A 13,292-nucleotide genomic window follows, 5' to 3' on the forward strand; every position below is an offset into this window, starting at 1 on the left:
CCGCTTTGGGTCAGGGCTGGAGCATCGGGGCTGCTGCCGTCGCCGAGGTTTTTTTCGTAGACGGTGAGTTCGCCGCCGTTCACGTCGAGGCCGTTGATGATCACCGGGTCGTCGTTGTTGTGGATTTGCAACACAAGGTTGGCGGTGCTGGTGTCGCCGTCGGCATCGGTCAGGGTGTAAGTGAAAGTCTCGGTGCCGTTGCCACCGCCGTGCAGGTTCTTGAAGTCTGCATCGTTGGTGTTGAGGGTGTAGGTGTACGTGCCGTTGGCGTTGAGCACCAACGTGCCGTAAGTCCCGGTGAACGTGCCGGCGGTGATCGGGCCGGCGTTTTCGCCGACGGGCACACGGTCGGCGCCTTGCACATCATTGGTCAGCACGTTGCCGGTCAGGGTCAGTTGGGTCTCTGACGCCGTGCCATTGTTGTCATCGAACGCTTTCGGGACATCGTCGGTAATGTTGACGTCGAGCGTGCCAGTCGCCTTGTCGCCATTGCTGTCGCCGGCAATCACAGTGAACTGTTCGCTGAGATTATTGGCACCGTCGCCCGCCGCGTGGGTTTCGTTGCCGTTGAGGGTGTAGCTGTAGCTGACCGTGCCGGTGGCCGGGTTGTAGCCGGTGATGGTCAGGGTGTTGCCCAGTGGGGTGGTGATCGATTGCGGGAAACCGATCGGCACGCCGCCGACAATCACATTGATGCCACCGATGCTCAGGCTGCTCAGGCCGTCCGGCGCCGACACCGTGAAGCTGCCGGTCTGGGTCAGCGCGCCAGGGTTGGCGGCAGAACCGTCGGGCAGATTGGCTTCGTTGAGATTCAATTCGCCACCGGCAACAGACAGCCCGGTGAGTGTGACGGGGTTGTTGACTGGCGGTGGTGGCGGAACAATCGGGGCGGCCTGGCCGTCACCGTTGTCGATCACAGCGTTATGGCGTTCTTCGGGAAACTCGGGAATACCGTTGAAACCGGCCGTGGGGAAACCGATGACCGGATCGACCCGGCCCGCCACTTCGGTCAGCAACACAAAACTGTGGCCGCCACCCAGCGCGCCCGGCGCACCACCGGTGGCGCCGGGCCCGGCCGCCGTCGCTTCGGCGGTCTGGGTCGGGTCATCGCCGGCGGCAATGGCTTTCTGGATCTGTTCGACGTCGGTCAGTTGCGACTCGCTCGGGGTCACCGCTTCCGGGGCATTGACGTGGGCCGCCTGATCGGCGAGCAACTGGCCGGTCATGGTCAGGCTGCTGTCGCGGCCGAGGGTCAGTTCCTGGCCGTTTTGCAGATGGACGGCAACCGCGCCCTGCGCCCCGGTGATCAATTGATCCCCTGCAAACAGACGATCGCCTTCGACCAGTGCGCGACGCGTGCCGTCCGCCGACTGAGCGAAAACCTGACCAATGACTTTAGTGACGATCCCGATGAGCGTTGCCATGTGCATTCCTCCGCTGCCGACCACCGTCGGCGCTGGTTCGCGAAGCAGCCCATGGCTCAAGCGGGTTGTCGGGGCGACGCTCGCACCTCGACAGTTCGTTTCGCAGGTTGCGCAAATCCGGAAACGCCAGCGCCGTCAGGCACTTGGAATCTCTGTTCATTGCAGCAGGCCCACTAACGCTACGTAACGGTGGTGAATCACCCGAGTGACAAAAAAATGTCGCTCATCAGCCGCTACGCGTCCCTCCCCTTTAGCAGTACTTCGCCGTATGTCGCAAAGTGAGTGGAACTTTCCTCAAGCCTTTCTGTGCTCCCTGACGCGCATAAAACAAAGGCTTTCGAGTGGAACAATGTGCTGGATTTGGCCAACCGCATAAGTTTTTTTTGGCATAACCCATATGAAAATTTTTTCTTAGCTACGCTTCAGGATGTTCTTAGCTCTGTTGTTACAAGCATGAAACGCTTTCTACTAAAAATATCGTCAATAAATTGGCGACAGCGGAACACCATCAGGACTCAGGGAGATGCACCCCATGCGCGTACTAACCCCCCTCTGCAGCGCGGTTTTGCTGGCCATGGCTTGCACTTCCCAAGCCCAGGCCATGAACCTCACCGAAGCGATCCAGAGCACCATCGCCACTCACCCCGAACTGGCTTCGCGCGTGGATGCGCGCCTGTCGGCTGATGAACAGGTGAAGGTTGCCAAGGGCGGCTTCTATCCGTCGGTGGATCTGAACGCTTCTTACGGGCGTGGTTACAGCGACAACACCAATACCCGGGCCTTCGGTAACCATCACACCGAAATCCTCAACTACACCCAGTCCGAGCTGCGTCTGCGGCAGATGCTGTTCGACGGCTTCAACACCGCCAACGAGGTCGAGCGCACCAAGGGCGTTTCCAACTCGCGTGCCTATTACGCACAAGGCACCGCCCAGGACCTGGCCCTGCGCACCATCGAGGTCTACCTCGAAGTGCTCAAGCGTCGCGAACTGGTGACCCTGGCCAAGAACAACCTGCAGGCGCACTTGCGGGTCAACGACCAGATCGGCCTGCGCACCGAGCGCGGGGTGGGCAGCACCGCCGACTCCGATCAATCGGTGGCCCGTAAGGCGCTGGCGCAGAACAACCTCGACACCGCCGAAGTCGATCTGGCCGACGCCGAGTCGAACTTCTACAGCGTGGTCGGACGCATGCCCGATGAGCTGGAGACCCCGGCCTCGACCCGCGGCGAATTGCCCGCCACCCTGCCTGAAGCCCAGCAGAGCATGGTCGAGAACAACCCGTACCTGAAATCCGCCCAGGCCGACGTGCAATCGGCCGAGAGCCAATATGAAGTTGCCAAGTCGCCGTTCTACCCACGCTTCGACGCAGAAGCGGCCGTCGGTGCCAACAACAACGTGCAGGGCGACGAGGGCCACGACAACGAATGGCGGGTCGGCGTGGTGATGAACTACAACCTGTTCCGTGGCGGCAGCGATAAGGCGCGACTGGCCTCCGACGCGCACCAGATCAACCAGGCGATGGACATCCGCAACAACGCCCTGCGCCAGCTCAACGAGAACATTCATCTGGCCTGGAACGCCATGCTCAACGCCAGGAAACAGACCCCGACCGCCCGCGAATACGCCGAGACCACCAAGCGCGTACGCGCCGCCTATCAGGATCAGTTCGGCCTCGGTCAGCGCACCCTGCTGGACGTGCTCGACAGTGAAAACGAGCTGTACAACGCCAACCGTCGCTACACCGAAATCCGCTACACCGAGGAATATTCGATGTACCGCGTGCTGGCGAACATGGGCCAGTTGTTGAGCAAGCAACGGGTCGTGCTGCCCGCCGATGCGATTGCCGCGACCGAGGTGAAGAACGAAGCACGCCTGCCCGAGCTGAAATAACCACTCTGTCGAAGGCTGTGTCTGATCGTTCCCACGTCGAACCGTCCGCGTGGGAATGCAGCCCGTGATGCTCCGCGTCACTGGACGCTCCGCGTCCCTAGAGGCATTCCCACGCAGAACGTGGGAACGATCAAGTAATCCCAATGAAGCGGTAACAGGGGAGCGATCAATATGACCAGCATGGCCGGAGGCGGGAACACCGGGATCGATCCGCGGCTGAGCTTCGATGACCCGTTGCTCGACGGTCTGTTGATCCTCTGCAAACTCCACGGCGCGACGGTCAGCCGCGCCAGCCTGAGCGCCGGGCTGCCCCTGGACAAACAACGCCTGAGCCTGGACCTGCTGCCCCGCGCCGCAGCCCGGGCCGGGTTGCAGGCGCGCTTGCTGCGCCGGGAACTCAAGGACATTTCACCGCTGAACCTGCCGGTACTGTTGCTGCTGGATAACGGGCGCACGGCGGTGCTGCGGCGCTTTAGCGAAGACGGCAAGGCGCTGATCCTGCCCAGTGAAGCCGACGGCGGCGAGCAATGGGTCAGCCGCGAAGAGCTCACCGAACACTACAGCGGCCAGGCCTTGTTCGCCCGCCCACGGCATGAACTGGAAGACCTGCGTTCACCGTTGGTGCCACGGGTGCAGGCGTGGTTTCGCGACACCCTGAAGCTGTCGAAATGGCTGTACAGCGACGCGATCCTCGCCAGCTTCCTGATCAACCTGCTGGGCCTGATGGTGCCGCTGTTCGTCATGCAGACCTACGACCGCGTGGTGCCGAACCAGGCCACGTCGACCCTGTGGGTATTGGCGATCGGTCTGCTGATCGGCACCGGGTTCGAACTGGTGCTGCGCGTGGTGCGCGCGCACCTGCTGGACACTGCCGGCAAAAAAACCGATGTGATCCTTTCCGCGACCTTATTCGAGCGCATCACCGGCATGGCGATGAAGGCCCGGCCGGCGACCATCGGCGGTTTCGCCCAGAGCATTCACGACTTCCAGGGCCTGCGGGAGTTTCTCACTGCCGTGACCCTGACCAGCCTGATCGACCTGCCCTTCGTGGTGTTGATGCTGGTGGTCATCGGCCTGCTCGGTGGCTGGCTGGTGGTGATTCCGTTGCTGGCGTTTCCGATCACCATTGTTTTCGCAATGATCATTCAGGCCCGTCTGCGCGACACCGTGCAGAAAAGCCTGAGCCTCGGCGCCGAGCGTCAGGCGTTGCTGATCGAAACCCTCGGTGGCCTGGAAACCCTCAAGGCGTGCAGCGCCGAAAGCGAGCGCCAGCACAAATGGGAAAGCACCCACGGCGCCCTCACCCGCCTCGACAGCCATGCGCGCAACCTCTCGGCGCTGGCCACCAACGGCACGTTGTTCATCCAGCAGTTTTCGGGGATGGCGACGATTGTGGCCGGGGTCTACAGCATCATCGCCGGCAATCTCAGCGTCGGCGCACTGGTGGCGACTTACATGCTCGGCAGCCGCGTGCTCGCGCCGCTCGGCCAGATCGCCGGGCTGATTACCCGTTACCAGCAAGCGCAACTGACCATGAAAAGCACCGACGCGCTGATGTCCCTGCCCCAGGAGCGCGATGGCAAACAACGGCCACTGGAGCGCACGCAACTGCAAGGCGCGCTGGAGGCCAACGCGGTGACCTTCCACTACAACGGCCAGAACGCCCCGGCTCTGAGCAACGTCAGCTTCAGCGTCAAACCCGGTGAACGGATCGGCATCATCGGCCGCAGCGGCTCGGGCAAAAGCACCCTGGCGCGGCTGGTAATGGGTTTCTATGAACCGGAAGAAGGCCAATTGCTGCTCGACGGTCTCGACCTGCGGCAACTGGATGTCGCCGACCTGCGCCAGCAGATCGGTTACGTCGCCCATGACCTGCCGCTGCTGGCCGGCAGCCTGCGCGACAACCTGACCCTCGGCGCCCGCTATATCAGCGACTCACGGATGCTCGAAGTGGCCGAACTGACCGGCGTCACCGAGCTGGCCCGGCAGCATCCGCAAGGCTTCGACCGGCCGGTGGGCGAGCGCGGGCAATTGCTCTCCGGTGGCCAGCGTCAGGCGGTGTTGCTGGCGCGGGCGCTGTTGCTCGACCCGCCGATCATGCTGCTCGACGAACCCACCAGCGCCATGGACAACAGCAGCGAAGACGTCCTGCGCCAGAAACTGCACGGCTGGGTGCAGGGCAAAACCTTGCTGCTGGTCACCCACCGCACCTCGATGCTGAGCCTGGTGGACCGGTTGCTGGTGCTGGACAACGGCCGGATCGTCGCCGACGGTCCGAAAGAAGCGGTCATCGATGCACTGCGCAAGGGCCGGGTCGGCTCGGCAGCGGTCTAGGAGTTGCCCCATGTCTGCTTCCTCCTCTTCAAAACCCCGCGGGTACTTCGACAGTTTCGGTAAAAGCGCCGAAGCCGAATTCATGCCGGAAACGGCCAGCGCTTCGTTGCAGGACTCGCCGCGCTGGTCGCGGATTACCGTGTGGCTGGCAGCGGCGCTGCTCATCAGTGCGCTGGTCTGGGCCAAGTTCGCGGTGTTGCAGGAAGTGACCATGGGCGAAGGCAAGGCGATTCCGTCGAGCAAAGTCCAGGTGATCCAGAACCTCGAGGGCGGGATCGTCACCGAGATCTTCGTGCGCGAAGGGCAGATGGTCGACAAGGGCGACAAACTGCTGCGCCTGGACGACACGCGGTTTCTGTCGAACAAGGGTGAGAGCGAGGCCGATCGCTATGCCCTGACCGCACAGGTCGAACGCTTGTCCGCCGAAGCCGAAGGCCGGCCGTTCAAGCTGTCGGACGAGGTGATCGCCAAGGCCCCGCAAGTGGCTGAGGACGAGCGGTCGCTGTACGAACAACGGCAACGGCGGCTGGCCAGCGAACAGCGCACTCTGAGTGAACAACTGCGGCAGAAGACTCAGGAGCTGGCGGAGTTTCGCTCGAAACAGGGGCAATACAGTTCGAGCCTGGCGCTGGTCAACCAGGAAATGAACATGTCCGAACCACTGGTCAAGACCGGTGCCGTGTCGCCGGTGGAGATCCTGCGGCTCAAGCGCAGCGCCGTGGAAATTCGCGGTTCATTGAACGCCACGACACTGGCGATTCCCCGTGCCGAATCGGCCATCGCCGAGATCCGCAGCAAGATCGACGAATCGGAACAGACCTTCCGCTCCGAAGCGGCCAAGGAGCTCAACGAGAAACGCACCGACCTGTCGAAAATCACCGCGTCGAGCATCGCCATCGACGACCGCGTCAGCCGCACCACCGTGACCTCGCCGGTGCATGGGGTGATCAAGCAAATGAAGGTCAACACCATCGGCGGCGTGGTGCAGCCGGGCAGCGACATGGTAGAAATCGTGCCGCTGGAAGACAACCTGCTGATCGAAGCCAAGGTCCGACCGCAGGACGTGGCGTTCCTGCATCCGGGCCAGAAAGCCATGGTCAAGTTCAGCGCCTACGACTACACGATCTATGGCGGGCTCAGCGCCAGACTTGAGCTGATCGGTGCCGACACGATTACCGATGACAAGGGCAACAGCTTCTACCTGATCCAGGTGCGCACCGACAAAAACCACCTGGGCGGGGATGTGAAACCGCTGCTGATCATTCCGGGGATGGTGGCGACGGTGGACATCATCACCGGGGAGAAAAGCGTGCTGGATTACCTGCTCAAACCGGTGCTCAAGGCCCGGACCGAGGCGATGCGCGAACGCTAATTATCCGGAGCTTGTGATCGTTCCCACGCTTCGCGTGGGAACGATCAGTACCCGTCCGATCAGCCTCCGTGATTCTTCTGGAAAGTCGCCTCCCCCATCGCCGCAATCTGCCCCTCGATCAGCGCCTCGAACGGTTTGAGCAGCGGCTCGAACGACGCTGGCGCTTCCAGCGTCTGCAACGCTTGCACAATCGCCTCGATCGTCGACAACGCCCCCGGCCCCGGTGCCTTGCGCAGCCGATACCGCGAAACCCCGCCTTCCGCCAGCGTCACCCGTGGCAACGCCGCCAGCAAGGGATTGAGGTGCAGCATCTTGCGCGCCTTGCGCCAGGTGCCGTCCGGCACCACCAGCAACAGCGGCTCATCGGACGCGGCGTAAGCCTGCATCGGCTGCGCATCGTCCGCCGGAAACAGCAACCGCGCCCGATACCCCGGGCGATTCAACAGCGCGGGCAGATCCTCGAACACCTCGCCGACGATCAGTTCGGCATTGTTCAAACCGAGCGCCGCCAGCCGAGCGGTGTTGAGCGCGTGACTGACCTCGCTCGGATGCTGCAACAGCAACACCCGGGTGCGACTGTCGAGGCTCGGGATCAGCGGGCACAGGCAGTGGTTTTGTGGGCGCAGGCAGCGCGGGCATTGGGGTCTGGACATTGTCTTATGCCTGATTGAGCTGCGCTTTGAGCAAGTCGCGGAAGGTCTGGATCAGCGGCTCGCGGCTGCGGCCACGGCGCATGATCATGGAAAACGGCGCCTGATAGCCGAAGGTGGCCGGCAGCAGCACCCGCAGGTCGCCCTTGTCGGCCCAGGCCTGGGCGTAGTGCTCCGGCAGGTAACCGATGTAGGCGCCGGACAGCACCAGAATCAGCTGCGCTTCCATACTTTCCACGGTCGCGGCGCTGTGTTTGAAACCGTGACGGGCCAGTTCGGCCTGGCTCCAGTAACCGCGTCCGACCATGCGTTGCTGGGTGATGACCTGTTCGGGAATCCGCCGTTCGTTGAAAAGCGGGTGCCGGTTGCTGCAATACAGCCAATGCTGTTCGCGATACAGCGGCATGTACACCAGACCGCTCATGCGCGTGGAAAACGCCCCGATGGCCAGGTCGAGGCGATTGTCCTGCACGCCGAGTTGCAGTTCGTAGGGGCTCATCACCGACAGATGCAAATGCACCGCCGGGTGTTCCTGGCTGTAGGCACCGATGGCTTCGGCGAACGGCAAGGCCTTGTCGCTGACCGTGGAGTCGATCACCCCCAGATTGAGGGTGCCGCGCAATTCACCCTTGAGCGCGGCGGCGTATTGCTCGAAACCTTCGAGCTCGGCCAGCAGGCGCAGGGTTTCCTGATGGAACAGCTCGCCCTTGCTGGTCAGGCTGAAACCGCCGCGCCCGCGATGGCACAGCACCAGACCCAGCGCGGCTTCGAGCTGGCTCATGTAGGTGCTGATCGCCGAAGTCGACAGGTTGAGTTCCTGCTGCGCGTTGGCAAACCCCTGATGGCGCACGACGCTGACAAAGATGCGCAACAGTTTCAGGTCGGGTAAAGCGTTGGCCATGTCTACTCCAAGGATCGTTCTCCATAGATCGTTCCCACGCTCCACGTGGGAACGATCAGCGAGAAGTCTATCCATCTACCTCTCATTAGTTTAGAAATTTCTGAACTAAGTATTTGCCCGTAGCGATTCTTCCGCCCCACTACATTTCGCAGAATCGGCCCACAGCGGTGGCCGTGACCTTGCGAATGCGGTGCGCCGACATAAATAAAACAAAGACGATGAGGCCCTACCCGTGGACAAGATTCTTCACCAACCACTGGGCGGCAACGAAATGCCGCGCTTCGGCGGCATCGCCACCATGCTCCGACTCCCCCATGTACCGACCGCTGCCGGCCTGGACGCCGCCTTCGTCGGCGTGCCACTGGACATCGGTACTTCGCTGCGCCCCGGCACCCGCTTCGGGCCGCGCGACATCCGCACCGAATCGGTGATGATCCGCCCGTACAACATGGCCACCGGCGCTGCACCGTTCGATTCGCTGTCGGTCGCCGACATCGGTGACGTGGCGATCAACACCTTCAACTTGCTCGATGCCGTGCGCATCATCGAAGAAGCCTACGACAACATCCTCGAGCACAACGTGATTCCGATGACCCTGGGTGGCGACCACACCATCACCCTGCCGATCCTGCGCGCCATCCACAAAAAGCACGGCAAGGTCGGTCTGGTGCACATCGATGCTCATGCTGACGTCAACGATCACATGTTCGGCGAGAAAATCGCCCACGGTACGACCTTCCGTCGTGCGGTCGAGGAAGGTCTTCTGGACTGCGACCGCGTGGTGCAGATCGGTCTGCGGGCACAGGGCTATACCGCTGACGACTTCAACTGGAGCCGCGATCAGGGCTTCCGCGTGGTGCAGGCCGAAGAGTGCTGGCACCAGTCGCTGGCACCGCTGATGGCCGAAGTGCGCGAGAAAGTCGGTGGCGGCCCGGTGTACCTGAGCTTCGACATCGACGGCATTGACCCGGCCTGGGCGCCGGGCACCGGCACCCCGGAAATCGGCGGTCTGACGACCATTCAGGCGATTGAAATCGTTCGCGGCTGCCAGGGCCTCGACCTGATCGGCTGCGATCTGGTAGAAGTCTCGCCCGCTTATGACACCACCGGCAACACCTCGCTGCTGGCCGCCAACCTGCTGTACGAAATGCTCTGCGTACTGCCGGGCGTGGTCCACCGCTGAGGGTCGGGTCATGCACGAACGTGATCAGGTTCTGAAAGCGGCCGCCGATCTGGTGTCCGCCTTCGCCCGCAACGATCGCGAAGCGTACTTCGGCGCGTTCAGCGCCGATGCCAGCTTCGTGTTCTACACCCTCGAACAGCCCCTGCTGTCGCGCGATGCCTATCAGGCGTTGTGGGACAGCTGGCGCGCCGAGGATGGCTTTGAGGTGCTGTCCTGCACCTCGAGCAACGCCTTTGTCAGCCTGCAGGGTGACGTGGCGATTTTCATTCATGACGTGGCCACCGAGCTGCGCATGCAAGGGGAGCAACACTTCAGCCAGGAGCGCGAGACGATTGTTTTCAGGAAACAAGCGTCGAGCCTAGAACAACAAGGCCATTGGCTGGCCTGCCACGAACATTTGTCCGCAATGCCGGAAGGGCTGCCACCCCCTTAGCCAAACAGGTGACGCCTCACGCACGATGAGCGCGCCTTTATGATCGGAGCAGATCATGAATAACAACAACAACGACCAAAGCCTTACGCAGATTGAAACCCACGGGGTCGAACAGATCCCGGACAACGAACGCACCGCCGGTCCCGTGGACTTGTTCCGCATGATCTTCGGCGGCGCGAATACCTTTGCCACCGCCGTGCTCGGCAGTTTCCCGGTGTTGTTCGGCCTGTCCTTTCAGGCCGGCGTCTGGGCGATTGTCTCGGGCGTGCTGCTTGGCTCGCTGATCCTCGCACCGATGGGCCTGTTCGGCCCGCTCAACGGCACCAACAATGCCGTGTCGTCCGGTGCGCACTTCGGCGTGCACGGGCGGATCGTCGGTTCGTTCCTGTCGCTGCTGACCGCCATCGCCTTCTTCTCGCTCTCGGTGTGGAGTTCGGGGGATGCGCTGATCGGTGGTGCAAAACGCCTGATCGGTCTGCCGGAAACCGACCTGACCCTGGGCCTGGCCTACGGTCTGTTCGCGATTCTGGTGCTGACCGTGTGCATCTACGGCTTCCGCTTCCTGCTGTGGGTGAACAAGGTCGCGGTGTGGAGCGCGAGCCTGCTGTTCCTGCTGGGCATCTTTGCCTTCGCCGGTCCCTTCGATTCGCACTACGCCGGCACCGTCAGCCTCGGCCAACCGGGCTTCTGGGCCGCGTTCATCGGCGCCGCGCTGGTGGCCATGAGCAACCCGATTTCCTTCGGTGCGTTCCTCGGCGACTGGGCCCGCTACATCCCGCGTGCAACCTCGCGGCAGCGGATCATGGCGGCGGTGATTCTGTCGCAGATCGCCACCTTCATCCCGTTCCTGTTCGGCCTGACCACCGCGACCATCGTGGCGATCCAGGCGCCGGACTACATCGCGGCCAACAACTACGTGGGCGGTCTGCTGGCGGTGTCGCCGAGCTGGTTCTTCCTGCCGGTGTGCCTGATTGCAGTGATCGGCGGCATGTCCACCGGCACCACCTCGCTGTACGGCACCGGGCTGGACATGTCGAGCGTGTTCCCGCGCCTGCTGTCGCGAGTCAAGGCGACGTTGCTGATCGGCGTGCTGTCGATTGCCTTCATCTTCATCGGGCGCTTCGCGGCGAACCTGGTGCAGAGCGTGTCGACTTTCGCGGTGCTGATCATCACCTGCACCACCCCATGGATGGTGATCATGATCATCGGCCTGGTGGTGCGTCGCGGCTTCTACTGCCCGGACGACCTGCAAGTGTTCACTCGCGGTGAGCAAGGCGGACGCTATTGGTTCAGCCACGGCTGGAACTGGCGCGGTCTGGGCGCGTGGATCCCGAGCGCGGCGGTCGGCCTGTGCTTCGTCAACCTGCCGGGGCAGTTCGTCGGCCCGCTCGGTGAACTGGCCGGCGGCATCGACATCAGCCTGCTGGTGACCCTCGGTCTGGCCTCGGTGATGTACCTGATGCTGCTGAGCCTGTTCCCGGAACCGGCGCTGGTTTACGGCCCGAAGGATCCAAGGAGCAAAGGCGCGCACGCGCCGGCTGAAGCGGCGCTGCGTCAGGCCGCCTGAATAAACGAATTGCCTGTGGGGGTCAGCCTTCTCCCACAGTGTTCCACCCCATAAAAAAGACAATCGGAGACACGCCATCATGGCTTTGGATTTATTCGTCGTCCTCATCTACGCCGCCGGCATGCTCTTGCTCGGCTACTTCGGCATGCGCAAGGCCAAGACCAACGAGGACTTCCTGGTCGCCGGGCGCAACCTCGGTCCGAGCCTGTACATGGGCACCATGGCCGCGACCGTTCTGGGTGGCGCGTCCACCGTCGGCACCGTGCGCCTGGGCTATGTGCACGGCATTTCCGGTTTCTGGCTGTGCGCGGCACTGGGTTGCGGCATCGTGGCGCTGAACCTGTTCCTGGCCAAGCCGCTGCTGAAACTGAAGATCTACACCGTCACCCAGGTCCTGGAAAAACGCTACAACCCGATGGCCCGCTCGGCGAGCGCGGCGATCATGCTGGCCTACGCGCTGATGATCGGCGTGACCTCGATCCTCGCCATCGGCACCGTGCTGCAAGTGCTGTTTGGCCTGCCATTCTGGATTTCGGTACTGCTCGGCGGTGGCGTGGTCGTGGTGTACTCGGCCATCGGCGGCATGTGGTCGCTGACCCTGACCGACATCGTCCAGTTCATCATCAAGACCGTCGGCCTGATGTTCATCCTGTTGCCAATCTGCCTGTACAAAGTCGGCGGCTGGGATGAACTGGTGCTGAAACTGCCGGCCACCGCCTTCAACTTCACCACCATCGGCTGGGACACGATCATCACCTACTTCATGATCTACTTCTTCGGCATCCTGATCGGTCAGGACATCTGGCAACGGGTGTTCACCGTCAAGAACGAAAAAGTGGCTCAGTACGCCGGTAGCTTCGCGGGCATCTACTGCATCCTCTACGGTCTGGCCTGTGCCCTGATCGGCATGGCGGCGCACGTGCTGATCCCGGATCTGGACAACGTCAACAACGCCTTCGCCGCGATCGTCAAACTGTCGCTGCCGGACGGCATCCGTGGCCTGGTGATCGCTGCTGCATTGGCCGCCATGATGTCCACCGCCAGCGCCGGCCTGCTCGCCGCCGCCACTACCCTGACCGAAGACCTGCTGCCGAAACTGCGTGGCGGCAAACAGTCGAGCCTGGGTGTGAACCGTCTGTTCACCCTGCTGACCGGTGTCGTGGTGCTGGGCATCGCGCTGGTGGTCAACGACGTGATCAGCGCCCTGACCCTGGCTTACAACCTGTTGGTGGGCGGCATGCTGATCCCGCTGATCGGCGCGATCTTCTGGAAACGCGCGACCACCGCCGGCGCCATCGCCAGCATGGGCCTGGGTTTCGCCACTGCCCTGCTGTTCATGTTCAAGGACGGTCTGGATGCCAATACCCCGATCTACTACAGCCTGGCGGTGGGTCTGGTGAGTTTTGTGCTGGTCAGCCTGTTTTCCCGTCGCCCGGCGACCGTGGCGAGCACGATCTAAGCTGAAGCGGTAGCAACAACTTTCTTCGGCGGGTGTGGCGTCGGTTGCCACACCCGTTTTTTTCGTCTCAAGGAAAGT

Annotated in this window: 10 protein-coding genes; 7 read left to right on the plus strand and 3 right to left on the minus strand. The window is 62.5% G+C overall.

The window, feature by feature from the left end; translation table 11 throughout:
- Positions 1-1,424, minus strand: a 1,424-nt coding sequence (locus tag ACKJSM_RS11935) for a retention module-containing protein (protein ID WP_410237549.1), incomplete at its 3' end; no start/stop codon positions are given.
- Positions 1,425-1,956: 532 nt separating this feature from the next.
- Between ACKJSM_RS11935 and ACKJSM_RS11940 the strand changes: the two genes are divergently transcribed.
- The 3 genes from ACKJSM_RS11940 to ACKJSM_RS11950 all read left to right on the plus strand — a co-directional run bounded on the left by ACKJSM_RS11940 (position 1,957) and on the right by ACKJSM_RS11950 (position 7,021).
- Complete coding sequence (locus ACKJSM_RS11940) at positions 1,957-3,315, plus strand: TolC family outer membrane protein (protein WP_236182134.1); 1,359 nt, start codon at positions 1,957-1,959, stop codon at positions 3,313-3,315.
- A 171-nt stretch (positions 3,316-3,486) separates the two neighbouring features.
- Positions 3,487-5,649 carry a type I secretion system permease/ATPase gene (locus ACKJSM_RS11945; protein WP_410237551.1) on the plus strand — a complete coding sequence of 721 codons (2,163 nt, stop codon included), beginning with the start codon at positions 3,487-3,489 and terminating at the stop codon, positions 5,647-5,649.
- A gap of 10 nt (positions 5,650-5,659) precedes the next feature.
- On the plus strand, positions 5,660-7,021 hold the full coding sequence (locus tag ACKJSM_RS11950) for an HlyD family type I secretion periplasmic adaptor subunit (protein WP_236182132.1): 1,362 nt from the start codon (positions 5,660-5,662) through the stop codon (positions 7,019-7,021).
- Between the two features lie 59 nt (positions 7,022-7,080).
- On the opposite strand, the gene ACKJSM_RS11955 is transcribed toward ACKJSM_RS11950, so the two are convergent.
- Positions 7,081-7,674 carry a tRNA-uridine aminocarboxypropyltransferase gene (locus tag ACKJSM_RS11955; protein ID WP_410237552.1) on the minus strand — a complete coding sequence of 198 codons (594 nt, stop codon included), beginning with the start codon at positions 7,672-7,674 and terminating at the stop codon, positions 7,081-7,083.
- Between the two features lie 4 nt (positions 7,675-7,678).
- Entirely contained in the window at positions 7,679-8,572 is an 894-nt protein-coding gene (locus tag ACKJSM_RS11960) for a LysR family transcriptional regulator (protein WP_039772530.1), read from the minus strand.
- A gap of 232 nt (positions 8,573-8,804) precedes the next feature.
- Between ACKJSM_RS11960 and speB the strand changes: the two genes are divergently transcribed.
- From speB to ACKJSM_RS11980, 4 genes are all read left to right on the plus strand, one after another.
- Positions 8,805-9,755 (plus strand): agmatinase, encoded by a 951-nt coding sequence (speB, locus tag ACKJSM_RS11965; RefSeq protein WP_236182130.1) that lies wholly within the window; start codon positions 8,805-8,807, stop codon positions 9,753-9,755.
- Between the two features lie 10 nt (positions 9,756-9,765).
- A complete protein-coding gene (locus ACKJSM_RS11970; RefSeq protein ID WP_236182129.1) occupies positions 9,766-10,188 on the plus strand; it encodes a YybH family protein in 423 nt (140 codons plus the stop codon).
- Positions 10,189-10,243: 55 nt separating this feature from the next.
- Positions 10,244-11,755, plus strand: a complete 1,512-nt coding sequence (locus tag ACKJSM_RS11975; RefSeq protein ID WP_236182128.1) for a purine-cytosine permease family protein — start codon at positions 10,244-10,246, stop codon at positions 11,753-11,755.
- A 79-nt stretch (positions 11,756-11,834) separates the two neighbouring features.
- Complete coding sequence (locus ACKJSM_RS11980) at positions 11,835-13,214, plus strand: sodium:solute symporter (protein WP_410237555.1); 1,380 nt, start codon at positions 11,835-11,837, stop codon at positions 13,212-13,214.
- The last annotated feature ends 78 nt before the right edge of the window (positions 13,215-13,292 follow it).

This window comes from Pseudomonas sp. PHC1, from assembly GCF_046487845.1.
GTDB classification, from domain to species: domain Bacteria; phylum Pseudomonadota; class Gammaproteobacteria; order Pseudomonadales; family Pseudomonadaceae; genus Aquipseudomonas; species Aquipseudomonas sputi.